Source organism: Serratia bockelmannii, assembly GCF_051803255.1.
In the GTDB taxonomy this organism is placed as follows: domain Bacteria; phylum Pseudomonadota; class Gammaproteobacteria; order Enterobacterales; family Enterobacteriaceae; genus Serratia; species Serratia bockelmannii.
In genome coordinates this window covers 1,637,998-1,655,148 of record NZ_CP196512.1, presented here as the reverse complement: position 1 = coordinate 1,655,148, position 17,151 = coordinate 1,637,998, and the positions used below count along the sequence as shown (strand labels likewise).

The window sequence follows — 17,151 nt, the reverse complement described above, 5'->3', positions numbered from 1 at the left end:
TTATAGTCGGCTGTTTACCAGCACAAGAATTTCCTCTGTTTTCCGCTCCATTAAGTCGCGGTTACCTCGCGATTCAACGTTAAGGCGGAGCAAAGGTTCCGTGTTTGACGCTCGCAAATTGAACCGCCAGTCGGCAAAGGTCATGCTGACACCATCCGTCTTATCAACCTCTAAGGCCTGATCTCGATAATGGCGCTCGATCATATCGAGCGCGGATATTGCAGGAACGCGGACAATGTTAATTTCACCCGAAGAAGGATAGGCGCGGATGCGTTCCTCAACCAGTTGTTCCAACGAGCGATCTTTCAGAGACATGATCTCGGCGACCATTAGCCAGGGGATCATGCCGCTATCGCAGTAATAGAAGTCGCGGAAATAGTGGTGGGCACTCATCTCGCCACCATAGACTGCATCTTCAGCCCGCATTCGTTCTTTGATGAAAGCGTGTCCGGTTTTCGACATCACGGGAATACCGCCGGCTTTTTCAACGATATCCACGGTATTCCAACTCAATCGCGGATCGTGGACGACCTTCTCTCCTGTCCCCTTAGCCAGGAACGCCTCAGCCAACAAACCGACGATATAGTAGCCCTCGATAAAATGGCCTTGACTATCAAACAGGAAACAGCGATCCGCATCGCCATCGAAGGCGATCCCCATATCCGCGCCATAATGCCGCACCGCGTCCGCTGTGTCCTGACGACGCTCGGGCAACAGCGGATTCGGTACGCCATGAGGAAAGGTGCCGTCGGGCTCATGCTGAATCTTGATGAATTCCAGCGGTACCCGATGCTGCTGAAAGCGCCGCTCGATGGCGTCAATAACCCGCCCGGCAGTGCCGTGTCCGGAATTCACCAACAGTTTCAGCGGTTTGAAATGCGTGAAGTCAACGAAGGACAGGATATGATCGACATACTCGTTCAAGGTATCGGCCTGAAGGTAGCCGCCGCGTGAACATGCAGCGCGCTCGATGTGCTTTTTCTCCGCGAGCGCTTTGATTTCCTTCAATCCAGAGTCGCTACTGATCGGCCTCGCATCCCTGCACACCAGTTTCATGCCGTTATAATTTTCAGGATTGTGACTGCCCGTGACTTCGATTCCGCCGTCCGCAGCCAGAAAAGCCGTGGCAAAGTAGAGCTCCTCCGCCCCACACAACCCGATGTCAATCACACTGGCACCGGCATCCTGAAGCCCTTTGGCCAGTGAGTGTTTCAGGCTTTCACTACTCAAACGGGCGTCATTGCCCAAAACTACGGCTTTAGGGAGCAAATATTCACCGAAAGCCCTGCCGATCCGATAAGCGATTTCATCATTCAGCTCACTCCCCAATCGGCCACGAATGTCGTAAGCCTTAAAACAAGTCAACTCAGTCATGTCACATTCTTCTGTTATTTGTACCTTTGCGCTCTGTCGCTATCCTGGGGAATTCATGCGATGGAGTCGCAATCACCGGTACGGTCTTCCTTACATTTATCACTATCTCGCTGCTCTGGAAATCTTTAGCATGATTCTGACGCAAATTTTTCCATGCGCCTCAACACGGCAGCTTGCGCGCCTTCAGTTCGCCTACTAATTGTTTCACATCCTGCACCGCGTCTCGCGCGGCAATCAGTAGCGCATCGCCAGTCTGTACGATCACCAGATCGTTGATGCCAAGCGTGGCCACCAGCTTGTCGCCAGCGTAAACATAGTTGTTCAATGAGTCGATAGCGATAACATTGCCGCGGAGCACATTCCCTTGGGCGTCCTTTTCGGCCACCTCCCACACGGCGGCCCACGACCCGACATCGCTCCAGCCAATATCGATCGGCATCACTACTGTATCCGCGGTGTTTTCCATCACAGCGTAATCGATGGACTCACAGGGGCAACGGAGAAAGGTTTCTTCATCAATGTAAATGAAGTTGAGCTCGCGCCGACTGGTTTCCATCGCCAACAGCGTTTTGTGATAGATATCGGGGCGAAAGCGCGCCAGTTCATGCAGATACTTTTTCGCCGTGAACATGAACATGCCGCTGTTCCAGCTGTAGTCACCGCTTTCCAGATAGGCTTGCGCCTTTTGATAACAGGGTTTTTCGACGAAACGCTCGACGTCAAAACAATGAGGTGACAGCTGCGCTCCGCGTTTGATGTAGCCATAGCCTGTTTCAGGATGCTGGGGAATGATGCCGAAGGTCACCAAACGGTCGCGCAAAGAAAATTCGATAGCCTTGCGCAACGCATCATGAAACGCGTCTATCTGCGTGATCAAATGATCAGCGGCCAGAACCAACAGCACGCCATCAGGATCGTCTTTGAGAACGTGGTGTGCAGCCAGCGCGACTGCCGGTGCCGTATTGCGCCCTGCGGGCTCCAGAATAATGTGAGGATTCGAACAGTCGATTTCTCGTAGCTGTTCCGTCACCAAAAAACGGTGCTCTTCGTTGCAAATGACGATCGGCGCCGCGATTTCTCCCCCACGCAGACCTTCCAGACGCAACAGCGTCTGTTGCAGCAAACTGCGCCCGCTACCATCGACCGTCAGAAATTGTTTAGGAAATGCTTCTCTTGATAAGGGCCACAAACGGCTACCGTTGCCCCCGGCCAAAATGACTGGAATTAATCTCACCATAAACCCCGCATTACCCCAAAACAGATGCATTGCTCAGGGCAATTAGGCTAATCACCCAATACCTATCGCTTGCTGATTGCTAAAGAGACTTTTCTTGCTTTTTAATATGTGAAATGAAATAAAGATTTCCCACTACTTCAGTAATTTCGCATAAAAATAAAAAAATAATAACCGGGCACCTTCCTAAAATCTCCGCCGACGCCGTCAAACAGCCTCACTGAAACCGGAAAAGAAAAAACAAAAAAATCCATTTTCACCTCGTACAGGGAAGCCGCACCAACGGAAGGTAAGAGCGGTGACAGCGAAAACCATTCGCTGGATTAGGAATTATATTAGCAAATGTGCATTGTTAGGCAAGAAGACGAAAAGGAAATACGGGTAACATGCTGAATAATAAGATGTAGATCTTATTATTAAAAAAAAATAAAAATTAAGAATAATGCCAGATTGGCATGTAGAAAAGACATGGGAATCGCCGGTTCAGACGTGTTCCATGCTTTCCCCAGGCGCTTAAAACGTTGCAAAAAAGGTTCATCGCGTCTTAGCGTGAACCAATAGAAAACGGCAGTAAGAACGTTTAGGTTTGTATTCGTCAAAACACACCCTAAACTTTCAAAACTGCCGTCACTATGAATGCTAACCTTTGCTCCCTGTTCTGGGAAGGCTTTGTCGTCAATTCCTTCTCGCATCCTTCTGCCAACACCCTGCTTTGCCGTCATGCCCTGTTGTCGTCGTTGTGGGCGACGGGTGCCTGTTGTGCATGATGTCTCCTTCCGTCGGGTGCGTGAACGCCAGCTACTCGACTGGGTGGTCTGGCTCAGCGTCCCCGTCCGGCGTCTGTGTTGCCCTCATTGTGGGGTCACCACCGAGAAAATCAGCTGGTTACCTGAACGCCAGAGATATACCACGACGCTATCCGTATGGGTTGAGGCACTGGCCCGTTTACTGCCAATTAAACATGTTGCTCAACTCACCGGATTACACTGGCATACGGTCAAGAATATCGACTACCGGCGTCTGCTGCGGGAACGAACAGAGCCGCAGCGCCATACCCTCCGCCGTCTGGTGATGGATGAGTTCGCGCTGTTCAAAGGACATCGCTATGCCACCGTGGTGATGGATGCGGATACGCAGCAGGTGCTGTGGGTGGGAGAAGGCCTCAGCAGAGCGGCTCTACGCCCCTTTTTTACCTGGCTGGGGCCTGAAGGCTGTGCCGCTATCCAGTCTGTCGCCATGGATATGAATACGGCGTTAGACCTGGAAGTCAGGCATCACTGCCCGCAGGCAGAAGTGGTCTATGACTTGTTCCATCGTGGTGGCGAAGTATGGCCGGGAGGTTATCGACCGGGTGCGGGTGGACCAGGCTAATCAGCTACGCGCTAACCCAAAATCACGTCAGGTCATCAAGCGTAGCCGCTGGCTGCTGCTGCGCAACCCGGAAAATCTACCCGCAGGGCATGACCTAAAACTCACGGAGTTGCTGGAAGCAAATCAGCCGTTGAATGTGGTATGGCTGATGAAGACAGCGCTGAAAGAACTGTGGTACGCCCCGAGCGAGCAAGAGGCGCAAAGACGCTGGGCAAGCTGGTACAGGCAGTCTCAGGAAAGCGGAATAAAGGCGTTGCAACACTTTGCCGAGAAGCTGAAAGGGTATGCCGGGGGCATCATCGCGAGCGCCAGGCACAGGTTGAATACCAGCGTACTGGAAGGGATGAACAATAAGATAAAGGTGATGAAGCGGATGGCGTATGGATACCGGGATAACGCTTACTTCTTCCTGAAAATCAAAGCAGCGTTCCCCGGTAAAGCGCGATGAACCAAAAAAAGCCGCCTTTGCGGCGGCTTGATGACAGGTAAAGCGCTTATTCCATCCATTCGGTATGGAACACGCCTTCCTTGTCGATACGTTTGTAGGTGTGCGCACCGAAGTAGTCGCGCTGCGCCTGGATCAGGTTCGCCGGCAGTACCGCAGAACGGTAGCTGTCGTAGTAGGCGATCGCGGCGGAGAAGGTTGGCGTAGGGATACCGTTCTGCACGGCGTAAGCCACCACGTCACGCAGCGCCTGCTGGTACTCGTCAGCGATTTGCTTGAAGTATGGCGCCAGCAGCAGGTTGGCGATATCGGCATCCGCCGCGTAAGCGTCGGTGATCTTCTGCAGGAACTGGGCGCGGATGATGCAGCCGGCGCGGAAGATCTTGGCGATTTCGCCGTAGTGCAGATCCCAGTTATTTTCTTTAGAAGCGGCTTTCAGCTGTGAGAAGCCCTGTGCGTAGGACACGATCTTACCCAGATACAGCGCGCGACGCACTTTCTCGATGAATTCGGCTTTGTCGCCGCTGAACGGCGCCACTTTCGGGCCAGTCAGCACTTTAGACGCGGCAACGCGCTGGTCCTTCAGCGAGGACAGGTAGCGTGCGAACACCGACTCGGTGATCAGCGACAGCGGTTCGCCCAGATCCAGCGAGCTCTGGCTGGTCCACTTGCCGGTGCCTTTGTTGGCGGCTTCGTCCAGGATCACATCGACCAGGTATTTACCCTCTTCGTCTTTCTTGGTGAAGATGTCTTTGGTGATGTCGATCAGGTAGCTGTTCAGTTCGCCCTTGTTCCATTCGGCGAAGGTTTCGGCCAGCTGCTCGTTGCTCAGGTTCAGCGCCTGCTTCAGCAGGGAATAGGCTTCGGCAATCAGCTGCATGTCGCCGTATTCGATGCCGTTGTGCACCATCTTCACATAGTGGCCGGCACCGTCAGCGCCGATATAAGTCACGCAAGGCTCGCCTTCCGCGACCGCAGCGATTTTCTCCAGGATCGGTGCCACCAGCTCGTAAGCTTCTTTCTGGCCGCCAGGCATGATGGAAGGCCCTTTCAGCGCGCCCTCTTCACCGCCGGAAACGCCGGTGCCGATGAAATTAAAGCCCTGGTCGGACAGTTCGCGGTTACGACGGATGGTGTCCTGATAGTAGGTGTTGCCGCCATCGATCAGGATATCGCCCTTGTCCAGGTGCGGAGTCAACGAGGCAATGGTTTTATCCGTCGCTTCGCCCGCTTTCACCATCAGCAGGATGCGGCGCGGTTTTTCCAGCGATTCGACAAACTCTTCTACGGTGTAATACGGCGCCAGATTCTTGCCCGGGTTCTCAGCGATCACTTCGTCAGTTTTGTCGCCAGAACGGTTGAAAATGGAAACGGTGTAACCACGGCTCTCGATGTTCAGCGCGAGGTTGCGGCCCATTACCGCCATGCCGACAACGCCGATTTGTTGCTTGGACATTTAGGAACTCCTGTCTGAGGATGACCCTGCCGGCAACGTCGGCCAGCAGGTTTTGTGATGTGGCACACATGTTAACTCAGGATTGAGCCGCGTGGGTAGTGATTGGTGCGATAGGTCACATGATGTCGCAATATATTCATATCCTCCCCACAAAAAACCACGGCACCCTAAGGTGCCGTGGTCTGCGGTTCAGTCAATCAGTACGAAACGAGGGGCTTGAGTCACCGCACCTGGGCCGCCTTGAACGCGTCTACTTTTTCCTTCAATAAACGCTCACTTTCACTGATCATATCCAGATATTGAGTATTTACGAACCCCCACAACGTGGAGGTTTGATCCTCAGCATGCCCAACCTGGAAAGGTAGAGTGGTCACCACAACCAGATTTGGCACTGACTCCAAATAGCGATCTATGGTATTGGTTTGAGCATCAACGTTACGTTCATCCCAGTGGCTAACTGCCTCTATCCCACGACGTGAGTAAATATTCATCACCGTGCTTGTCATGCGATTGATATAAATATACTCAATGCCATCGACCTCCTCGACAGCCAGAATCTCCGTATCTTCATTCAAATGCGCAATAATGCCCGAGAAAATGTGCCAATCCCAATTGCTGCGTTCCAGATAAGCAACAATCTTCTCAAGTTTAATGTCAAAGTCGTCAGGGAATAACGCATCGTCCTCGCAGATCATAGCCATTTCGGTATTACGATCGGCAAGCACAGACAGCATGTATTTATAACTCATGCCACATCCGATCCAGCCAATACGGTGTCTAACCCCCTCAATGACCTTGAAACCATGGGTAGGCTTACTGAGGAAATCTTGCTTCCGTACCGGTGTTTCCGTCAGTGAGAGGCAGAGTTTTGGAATATCCGCCTCTATCGCAGGGATAAAATCAACGCCATTTTTATAAGTTTCGAAATCAATCAAATCATTCGCCAAAAGATAGCGTTTGAAATAGCCTTCAAAGTTGTTGTCGCTATGAGTAAACAACGCAATATTTTTCTTACGGCTAGCATGATAATCTTGATCGTTCAAGAGACGATCAATTTTTTTCGCCATTGCGTCAATATCGCCAATAGGAGCAAAATCAATAACATCAATGAGAGACGTATGCTCCGCGATATCCACACTTTCTTCACTAACAATTGGCGTTCCCAACGATAGCACTTCGTAAATACGTGTGGTCTCAAGCAACGCATTCTCATAGTAATGCAGGTTAATAACCAGTTTGGCATTTTTCACCAGCCGGGTCAGCTCATCGCCGAATACACCAGAGGCAATATGAATATTAAAACGTTGTCCCAATTGTTCAAGATAATGACGACGACGCTCACAATTCGTATCACCATAGAAGAGAACGTCAATTTGCTCCTCATTGCCGTTCAACTTATGACCTTTCTGGGTCAATTTTGAGCTGTAGTCTGCAAAAGAAGCAATTGGGAGGTAGAACAATTTCTGATAAGGGATACCATGTTCTAATAAGTAATTAATGTTAGTCAGGGAATAGTCAAATATAGCCATTGCACGTTCGAGAATCGCAAAATACTCTGGCGTAAACCAACGTGGGTTAATAGATTGTTCCATTTGAAACGCAACAAAGTTTTGCGGCAGCTCAGCAAAAATTTGAGGGCAAATAACAATATGCAGTTGCCCACTGTCCGCCGGCGCTGAGTATGCTTCAATTATGGTAACGCCGCGCCCCACCTCTACAAGCGTTTTCTCAAGCAAATGGGCCACAAACAGTGTATGCCTAGTAGTGAGAATAACAATATGGTCGGTATCTATATTAACTAGCGGCATCGGCGTATTAGCGGTATTTTTCGCCACACGTAGAAGACTGCTACGCAACTCACCGAAACGGCCGGTTAGCAATAGTTTGCCTGCCACTTTAGTTTTGCGCAGCAAAGCCTTATAAGGATGCGGACTTGCACGAAACGCTTGCCAACTTTTCCCAACCAAAGAGGTCGATTTTGTCCCTTTACGCTGTCGCATGTAGTGTCTGGATATATCCCTGATTACCCCAAACTCACCGCGAATGGCCCGACCAAGCATACGAACAGGTACCGTTAGTCGCCACGACAGACTTTTTCGCATATTGTTCATGTCGGACTGACTTTCACTAAGTTGTTGACTCAGTGTTTCAATCTTTAATTTAAGAGGTTCGTCTTCAACATAATTATTATTTAAAAGAAGAACTTCTTTTTGCGCATTCTCCAACAATTGCTGAGTAACCAGCTGTTGCTCTCGCTGTTGTATAAGCGTTTCCTGAAGCAACAGCAATTGCTCTTGCATAGAAGAAATCATTGCCTGCTTTTCTTCGTTATCGATCATCAGATGATGCTCAGCAACACGAATTTTTTGTTGCATATCATCCTGCTTTTCATTTTCTTGCTTAACCTGTTTTGATAGCAACTCACCCAGAGTCAACCCCTGCATTTTTAAAAATCCTTCCTTCTCAGTAGAATAATATTCAATATGGCGACTGACTATCGCCTGTTCACTTGGCCGAGATAAACGGAATCGCAGATAATCAATATCGAAAATCAATTCGAATGGAACTAAGTATGAAAATAGATAAAATGCCAAACGATTAGTTCTTTCTTGTTCATCGTCTGCCAAGGTTATATATTTATATGAACTGTCACCAACGACTGTCGTTGGTATACCAGCGAAAATTCCTTCTAATCCCACACTAGAATTAATCGTTAAAATCTCTCGACACCGCTGGACGAAAGACAAACTGGTCGGTGAACTGTCGATCTCATACTCACCCTCCTTGAGCTGGAACTGACTACCAGGATGAGTGCGAATTAATAATTTTTTCTCTGGAAAACGTGTACGCGCATAGGAAAGCAACGTCAGATTAGTGAATTCTTCACCATAAGCAACGAGATTTGAATCGTCTTCAACCTGTAATGCGATCCCCAGATCGGCATCACACTGCTGCTCATGAGTATTTGGCACACGCAGGAAGTAACGATGCAACTCCTCTATGGAAAGATCGACCTGGCACTGTTCCTGAACCGCCAAATAGCGCTTCTCTGCCTCTGTGTGACCGTTAACACCTGAGAAATCCAAATACCCTGTACTATAATAAGAGGGCATTCTCAACGGCCCTACTTCAAAGTGCATGACAGGAATAGATAAGGACTCGGCAACGGCCTCCAGAGAAGGGCAATTGCAAATTGACAATATCCCCTCTATTTTTCCAGACTCATAGCCTTGGAGATGGTTTAGCAGCTCAGCTTCCAGCTCGGGGATTCGCTGGGTCAGCATTTTCTTGAACGCCAACATCGGATTGTAGTTTGAAGAGTCTAATAAACTCTCAAATACACTCTCTCTCAAATGGTAATAATCATGACTGGCCAATAGCTCATCAGACGGAATGCTGTAACCCAAATTATTCATTGTAGGTACATCAAATTCCCAACGTTCTGACTTGCGCCACTCTTCCGGAGACAACAAGTAATCATTACCGGCGATAAAAAGTGAACGCTGCTGCAATGAGTTAAGCAGGCGATAAAATATCCATAAATAGGGAGCTTTCACTCCCCTAAACGGATATGGCGGTAAGAATACAGCAATCATTGCTCTAATTACTCCTCGCTTAAAACACTGATAGGGGCATAAACAACCCCCCCGAGTTCACGAGAGGACCAAAACTTCAATCTCATCATTGGTCTGCGTTGATCCAACTCTTCTCGCTCGCCGCCTTGCAGCGATGCCAAGCCGCAATGAACCAGGTAATCTCCTGAGTTAATTGGCAATTTAACCTTATAAATCACATGCTGCTCACCAGCCTTGAGGATTAAAGGTTTGCCGGCTCCAATGTTGCTGTCCCCCCAAATATCTCCCCCCTGCGCTTTAGAGATGGAGATTCCCAAGGCAACATCTCGAATCTCTTCTGAAGCAAGGATAGTAAAATCCAAGGTCAGTTCATCACCAGAACGTACCAAAGGCTTATCGGAGAGTGAAGTGCCATCCGATTTTATCACTTCGAGATTTTGAATAATCGCTCGAGCACTGCCAAAGCGCTTTTCTCCCACTTCGGTATTCAACTGCCCCTGTTGCAAACCCTGCAAGTCAGATTGATTCATCACAACAGACGAGGAGATCTTGCCCGTATTCTCTCGTTTCACTGCTTGCGACAACAGCATTCCTTTCTCATAAGCCAGAACAGCAGCCAGTACGTCATAGGTGTCGCCCACTAACTCCCCATTGTTCATAACCAAACAACGGTCAGCGTATTCCAGAATACTACCGGTAGAGTGAGTCACCATGATAATAGTGACCCCCTTAGCACGAAGAGCCTCCATGCGTTTATAGCATTTATATTGAAAACCGATATCGCCTACGGCTAACGCCTCGTCCACGATAAGGATTTCAGGTTCGACACAGGCTTGGACAGCAAAAGCCAGACGAATATACATCCCGCTTGAGTATGTTTTAACGGGTTGATCGATAAACTCGCCAATATCTGCGAAGTCAGTAATCTCCTGAAAACGCTCATCGATCTGTTCACGGGAAAAACCTAGAACAGAGCCATTAAGATAGACATTATCACGCCCCGTGAACTCAGGATTGAACCCTGCGCCTAACTCAAGTAGGGCCGCAATACGGCCATTGACTTGTATTTCTCCCTGAGTTGGAGTCAGCGTACCGCATATCATCTGTAATAACGTTGACTTACCTGCACCATTTCGTCCGATAATACCTACGGTCTCACCTTTCTTAATAGAAAATGAGACATCGCGAAGTGCCCAAAACTCGCGGAAATAGCGGCGAGACTCACGTCGTACTACACGTTGTAACCTCGGAGCAAAAAACTGTTTTAAACGATCTCGTGGACGATCATAAATTTGATAACATTTGCTCAATGCAGTCACTTGGATCGCGATTTCATTAGAGGACATCAGCAAACCCCTTTCTGGTTTTCTGGAAGAATACAAAACCGAACCATGCAACTAATGATGCCGCCAGGGTGTAAACAGCTAAACCTTGCCATTCAGGCAAACGCCCCCAAATTAAGACATTCCGTGATTGCTCAATAATAAATGTTAGGGGATTAAGCATTATCCAAATGCGATATTTTTCCGGTAACGACGTGATAGGGAAAAATACTGGTGACAAAAACATCATAACCGTTGTGATAATGACAGTCGTCTGACCAACATCGCGTATAAAAACACCCAGGGATGCCAATATCCATGCCAATCCAAGGCAAAAAACGACCAGCGGCAAGAAAACTAACGGTATAAAAACGACGGTCCAGTGCAGAAAACCGTTGAATAAAAAGAATGCACATAGCAGTACAACCAAGCTGATCAGGGTATGGAACAACGCAGCGCATAACCCAATCACTGGCAACGTTTCCAAAGGGAAAACCACTTTCTTCACATAGTTGGTATTCCCTAGGATAATTTGCGGTGCCCGATTAACCACCTCGGCAAAAAAACCATGCACAATCATGCCAACAAAGAGGATTACAGCAAACTGCGTACGGCTTTCATCACCACCGACGGACCAACGTGCTTTAAAAACAACCGAAAAAACAAATGTATAGACCGTCAACATAAACAAAGGATTGAGGAACGACCATGCCAGTCCCATAGTGGAACCCTTGTATCGCCCAACAACCTCACGTTTTGTCATTTGCAAGATCAGCGATTTGAACCCCCAAATGTTACGGATCAGAGCTAGGGGTGACAGAGGTTGCGATTTATGAGGATTACTCATTACCCCACCCCGCTGCCATACCAACATTTTGCGCTTCGAAATTGCATCCAGTCATAACAAACATAATCAATACCTTAGATGTAATTGAACTCATAAAACATAGACATCATCTTCAATCATGTTACCGCTTGATTTCAGGAGAAGTCATGGGAATAGTCTTCAAACAGGTAGTATTCACCTTGGATCTCTGTGGATCGTGCCACCATCCCCATTTATTGAAATATAAGACAACTGATTTCATGTGATAAATGAATAAATTAAGGTTTTTATAAGAACCTTTACCAAAAACATGGATGATAGTAGCACCAGGGAAGTAGACAATATCGCTCATTGACAAAGCCCGGCGGCACAAATCCACATCTTCTAAATACATAAAATACCGTTCATCAAATCCTCCCAAGTTCGCTAACAACGTGGATTCAACCAGCATAAAACAACCAGAAACTGAAGGAACTGCGAAGGATTTAGTGTAATCAGCACGCTGGATTTCATAAGTGGCATCCAGCTTAGCTCCCCATTTAGGGAAAAAGCGCCGAAGAAACAAATTGGCAGGTGTAGGCAGTAAGCGGCAACTGTATTGGAATCGCCCATCGCTATATTGAATGCGAGGAGAAACAAAGCGGTGTTTTTGGTTCCGCGCAAAATTGTAGAGACTCTCGAGCGCCCCCGAGGTAAAACTGATATCTGGGTTACAAATCAAAAAATATTCACATTCATTCAGATAACGCTTCATTGCCAGATTATGGCCGTAGCCAAAACCGTTATTGGCTTCCGCACAAATATAACTAATGCGATGATTATCTAGTTTTGCAGCCCATTCAGAACCACCGTTATCAACCAAAACTATTTTTTGAACACATTTTTCGCTAAGCAAAGAAAGTAACGTGTCTTCTAGTTGGGCATAGCTATGGTTATACAATACGATTGAAGCAACAATTTGGTATTGTTTTTGTTTTGAAAACATGCCGTATGAAGTTCCTAACCAATAATCATTTAAAAACAATCAGTTACAAGAGTGTGATGGCTGATGTATTATCACTCGTCTATTGGAACGCAAACCGTCACCAATAAACAAAAACATCAAAGGGGATAAAATTATCCCCTTTTATTCCATGCAAACCAAGATCCACCTACTGCAACAGTTTGCGAATCACAGCATGTAACTGCTGGCGCCAAGCGCTAGGTTTAAGATTCAACGCGCAGATCTTATCAGTGTTAAGAACAGAGTATACAGGCCGGGACGCAGGTGTAGGATACTCTTGCGTAGTAATCGGATTCACGATGACCTGATGTGGGTATAGCCCACTTTCAGTAGCCTGTTGGAAAATTATCTGCGCAAACTCATACCAAGAAACCATTGAATCACCACAAAAGTGATAGACACCGTATTCACCTGGTTCTTGCAGCATGGAGATTATGGCATCAGCGATATCACCGGCATAAGTCGGGCAGCCTTGCTGATCGCTTACCACGCCAAGTTCACCCCTTTGTGACCCGACGCGCAACATCGTTTTAACAAAATTATTGCCGTACTCGCTAAACACCCAAGCCGTTCTTATTACAATAGTTTTTGGATTAGCCTTCAGCGCAGCAATCTCACCTTCAAGCTTGGTTTTACCATAAATGTTTTGTGGCGAGCAGGGAGCATCTTCGCAGTAGGGTTCTTCCGAACGGCCATCAAAAACATAGTCGGTTGATACGTGTACAAAAGGAATATTTCGTGCAGCAGCAGCTGCTGCCAGGTAGCCAGGCCCGTAGGTATTGATTGCTTTAGCTACATCTGGTTCAGATTCAGCCTTATCAACAGCAGTATAAGCGGCGGCGTTTACGATAACATCGGGCTCAAATTCCGTCACCGCTTGCTCAATTGCATCAGAATCACAGATGTCAAGTTGCTTGCTGTCCAGTGCTAGCAGGCTCCAATCGGTAGGAAACCTATCGCTGAAACAGCGTCCCAGTTGCCCCATAGAACCTGTCAAAAGTACACGCATTAAAAAAGCTCTCTAAGTAATTTACCTTGTAGATCCTTTGGCGATAGCAATGGCTCATCGACTGGCCAATCAATGCCAATTTCAGGATCATTCCAAAGCAAGCATGCTTCGCTAGCAGGATCATAGTACTCTGTGCACTTGTATTCGAAATCAGCAATGTCTGAAATCACTAAGAAACCATGTGCGAGACCTGGCGGAACCCAAAGTTGGTGGTGGTTATCTTCCGACAAGTGAACACCAACCCATTTTTTGTACGTCGGCGAATCGACCCTGATATCCACTACAACATCATAGACCTCCCCACGTACAACTCGGACTAGCTTGCCTTGGGGTTTGATTCGCTGGAAATGCAAACCACGCAATACTCCTTTAGAAGAACGCGAATGGTTGTCCTGAACAAAATCCACATCAATATCTAACATTTCTTGATAGCGGTTTTTTTGAAACGTTTCGACGAAAAAACCACGATGATCACCGAACACTTTCGGCTCAATCAACTTCACACCTGCGACTGGTGTCTCAATCACTTTCATTAGGTAACCTGCTAACTAATACGCTCACCTCAGAGGCCCAAAGGATGGCCGCCTGAACATGCATCCCCAGCAGTCTATCACTACCCACTCGCCCAGTTTTCGAACAGAAACTAAACGAGAATAAATTTTGGATAGCTCAATGAACGCACCGTAGACGAAGGTATCGGAGATTAGCACAATTAATCAAAATATCCGACACTCATCCACAAAAAATAGTCAAAATTTATGTGGCTCATTGAAGGATGAATCATGATATCTCATTGTTATTAAAGATATTTTAATTGCAACCAACATAGAAATGGTCAATCGAGCCCTCGTTGGTTACAATTAATTTACATTATGCCATATTTTGTCATTAACGAACTTCGCTATCAACCGGGACGATAACCCCGAGGATTGTTCTTCTGCCAATTCCACGCATCACGCATCATCGCATCCAAATCACGGGTAGCCTTCCATCCCAATTCTTTGAACGCCAATTCTGGAGCGGACCAGCATTCTGCAATGTCGCCCTCTCGACGTGGTACAATTTGGTAAGCTACATTGCGACCTGAAGCCTTTTCAAAAGCATGGAGCATCTCCAACACCGAATACCCTACCCCAGTCCCCAGATTATAGACCGTAAAACCTTGGTGATCATCGATGTGTTCAATCGCCTTGAGATGACCTTCAGCCAAATCCATGACATGAATGTAATCTCTGACACCCGTGCCATCCTGTGTCGGATAGTCGTCACCAAAAATTGACAGTTTCTCCAGTTTTCCGATTGCCACCTGAGCAATATAAGGCATCAGATTGTTAGGAATACCATTTGGATCTTCACCGATCATGCCAGATTCGTGCGCACCGACCGGGTTGAAGTAACGTAAGGCGGTAATGGAGAATTGCGGTTCGGCTTTAGCGAAATCTTGCAGGATTTGTTCTACCATCAACTTCGACGTGCCGTAAGGATTCGTCGTACCGCCAACGCGTGACGTCTCAGTCAAAGGAACTTGCTCTGGAGTACCGTACACCGTGGCAGAAGAACTGAAGATAAACTTATGCACACCCGCACGACGCATTTCCTCCAACAATACCAACGTGCCAGTGACATTGTTCTGATAATACTCTAGCGGCTTGCGCGTCGACTCTCCGACAGCCTTTAGCCCAGCAAAATGGATCACGGCCGAAATGGCGTGAGCCTCGAAGATACGGTGCAGACACTCAGCATCCAAGATATCGCCTTGGTAGAATTGAGCACTTCTGCCCGCGAGTTTCTCAACGCGACGCAGAGACTCATCGGAAGAGTTCGATAAATTATCTAACACTACGACATCTTCGCCATGTTCCAACAAAGCCAGAACAGTGTGAGAACCGATATAACCGGCCCCACCGGTGACTAAAACCGCCATAAAAACTCCTTACTCGCGCCCCTGGCGCTCAAGATGAACTGTCTTCTTTAAGCAATCAATTGATTTTAAACGAAGCTTGCACTCACGCACGCCTTTTCGATCATAATTGACCATCCATATGTCCCCAGAGTTCCCTTGGTACGATTGGCTTTGAAAACTTACAAACGAAAAGAGCTGTCTTAGACAGCCCCAGAATATTCCCTTTTGCGCACAACATGCTGATGTAGCCTGAATAACCGGGTTCATCAACCTAAGTCAATTTCAGCCAATTGTTACGTTTTTGCTAACAATATCTGCTATCTCTCGCCACGCGCCTCTTAACAAGATTATGTATGAAAATAGAACAGACCAGCGAAAGAATGAAAGGAACCACCAGCCGATAACATAACGTATTAACGCCAAAAAGAGCAGCATAGTACTACTCTTTCAGACTAATGCTCATGACCCGTCCTGAATAGCGTTGACACATTTTACTCACGCACAGAGGAAAATGTGATGAACCAGTATATTAAACGCACACAACGCGATTACTCTCTATCCTTTAAACTGGCTGTCGTCGAACAGGTCGAAAAAGGCGAGATGACATACCGCCAGGCGCAAGATCGCTACGGTATCCAAGGCAGCCAGACTGTCATGAACTGGCTGCGCAAATACGGTCAACTTGACTGGCGAACTTCTCCTTCCACCAGAACGTGCGGAGACAACATGCCCAAACTCCCCCTGACGCCCGAACAGCGTATTAAAGAACTTGAGCAGCAACTGGCTGAATCTGAAGTCAAAGCCCAGTTCTTCGAAGCTGTCGTCAAAGTGATGAACACCGACTTTGGCGCCACGCTGACAAAAAAGCAGCTAACCGCCTTATCGCGCAAACACAAGTACCGGGACTCACAGTAACGCGGGCCTGCCGATGGATGGGCATCAGCCGACAAGCGTGGTATCAGTCCCTGCAGCGTGAAGCAGGCAAAGAGGAGCAGGCCCGGCATCTCGTCGAACAGGTGACGGCCATCCGCTTGCACCAACCCCGACTGGGGACACGTAAGCTGCATCACCTGTTGCGGCAACACCCCGAACCGGCGTTGCATGTGGGCCGTGACCGGTTGTTCAGTATCCTGCGCTGCGCGCGGTTACTGGTGATGCCTAAACGGGCATATCACAAGACGACGCACAGCCATCATCGTTTTTATCGCCATCCCAACCTGCTAAAAGCGGGAGACAATCAAGTAATAGCCAGCCGTCCGGAACAGGTATGGGTGGCGGATATCACCTACCTGCCGCTGAGAACGGGGACGGCGTATGTCAGCCTGGTAACGGATGCCTGGTCGAGAAAAATCGTGGGATATCACGTGCATGACAGTCTGCATACCCGGCATGTCGCCTGCGCGTTCAAAATGGCACTGGCCGGCAGACGCACGGCGTTGCCGTTGGTGCATCACTCGGACAGGGAATACCTGCTCGGCAAGACAGAAGATATCGCGCAGGCAAGAAAGATGGTCAGGGAGTCGGTGGCCCTCTACAACACACGGCGGCCGCACCTGTCGAGAAAATACAAAACGCCCGATGAGGTTCATCGGGCGCTATCTGGCTGAAAAGTGTCAACCTATATCAGGACTAG

Annotated in this window: 11 protein-coding genes and 2 pseudogenes; 2 read left to right on the top strand and 11 right to left on the bottom strand. The window is 48.1% G+C overall.

Annotated elements, in window-relative coordinates:
- From ACSJLU_RS07935 to ACSJLU_RS07925, 3 genes are all read right to left on the bottom strand, one after another.
- The gene (locus tag ACSJLU_RS07935) at positions 1–1,374 is read right to left on the bottom strand and encodes a phosphomannomutase/phosphoglucomutase (protein WP_049207911.1); all 1,374 of its coding nucleotides are present in this window, start codon (positions 1,372–1,374) and stop codon (positions 1–3) included.
- A 160-nt stretch (positions 1,375–1,534) separates the two neighbouring features.
- Positions 1,535–2,611, bottom strand: a complete 1,077-nt coding sequence (locus tag ACSJLU_RS07930) for a mannose-1-phosphate guanylyltransferase/mannose-6-phosphate isomerase (protein WP_141997657.1) — start codon at positions 2,609–2,611, stop codon at positions 1,535–1,537.
- 413 nt (positions 2,612–3,024) lie between these two features.
- Positions 3,025–3,330: a hypothetical protein gene (locus ACSJLU_RS07925; protein ID WP_197835339.1), complete on the bottom strand. Its 306-nt coding sequence runs from the start codon at positions 3,328–3,330 to the stop codon at positions 3,025–3,027.
- Here ACSJLU_RS07925 and ACSJLU_RS07920 point away from each other — a divergent pair.
- Positions 3,245–4,427 (top strand): annotated as a pseudogene (locus tag ACSJLU_RS07920) (ISL3 family transposase). The gene ACSJLU_RS07925 and the pseudogene ACSJLU_RS07920 sit on opposite strands and share 86 nt — an antisense overlap.
- Positions 4,428–4,473: 46 nt before the next feature.
- Here ACSJLU_RS07920 and gndA read toward each other — a convergent pair.
- From gndA to galE, 8 genes are all read right to left on the bottom strand, one after another.
- On the bottom strand, positions 4,474–5,880 hold the full coding sequence (gene gndA, locus ACSJLU_RS07915) for an NADP-dependent phosphogluconate dehydrogenase (protein ID WP_025302186.1): 1,407 nt from the start codon (positions 5,878–5,880) through the stop codon (positions 4,474–4,476).
- Positions 5,881–6,101: 221 nt separating this feature from the next.
- On the bottom strand, positions 6,102–9,476 hold the full coding sequence (locus tag ACSJLU_RS07910) for a GT99 family glycosyltransferase N-terminal domain-containing protein (protein ID WP_049205874.1): 3,375 nt from the start codon (positions 9,474–9,476) through the stop codon (positions 6,102–6,104).
- A gap of 8 nt (positions 9,477–9,484) precedes the next feature.
- A complete protein-coding gene (locus ACSJLU_RS07905) occupies positions 9,485–10,801 on the bottom strand; it encodes an ABC transporter ATP-binding protein (RefSeq protein ID WP_049205871.1) in 1,317 nt (438 codons plus the stop codon).
- Complete coding sequence (locus ACSJLU_RS07900; protein ID WP_049205867.1) at positions 10,791–11,624, bottom strand: ABC transporter permease; 834 nt, start codon at positions 11,622–11,624, stop codon at positions 10,791–10,793. The genes ACSJLU_RS07905 and ACSJLU_RS07900 overlap by 11 nt, the downstream gene beginning before the upstream one ends.
- A 121-nt stretch (positions 11,625–11,745) precedes the next feature.
- Complete coding sequence (locus ACSJLU_RS07895) at positions 11,746–12,588, bottom strand: glycosyltransferase (RefSeq protein WP_072269816.1); 843 nt, start codon at positions 12,586–12,588, stop codon at positions 11,746–11,748.
- 166 nt (positions 12,589–12,754) lie between these two features.
- Complete coding sequence (rfbD, locus tag ACSJLU_RS07890) at positions 12,755–13,615, bottom strand: dTDP-4-dehydrorhamnose reductase (protein WP_049205861.1); 861 nt, start codon at positions 13,613–13,615, stop codon at positions 12,755–12,757.
- Positions 13,615–14,148 (bottom strand): dTDP-4-dehydrorhamnose 3,5-epimerase, encoded by a 534-nt coding sequence (gene rfbC, locus ACSJLU_RS07885; protein WP_141969905.1) that lies wholly within the window; start codon positions 14,146–14,148, stop codon positions 13,615–13,617. The genes rfbD and rfbC overlap by 1 nt, the downstream gene beginning before the upstream one ends.
- A 371-nt stretch (positions 14,149–14,519) precedes the next feature.
- Positions 14,520–15,539 (bottom strand): UDP-glucose 4-epimerase GalE, encoded by a 1,020-nt coding sequence (gene galE / locus ACSJLU_RS07880; protein ID WP_197837521.1) that lies wholly within the window; start codon positions 15,537–15,539, stop codon positions 14,520–14,522.
- Between the two features lie 495 nt (positions 15,540–16,034).
- Here galE and ACSJLU_RS07875 point away from each other — a divergent pair.
- Positions 16,035–17,151, top strand: a pseudogene (locus ACSJLU_RS07875) (IS3 family transposase).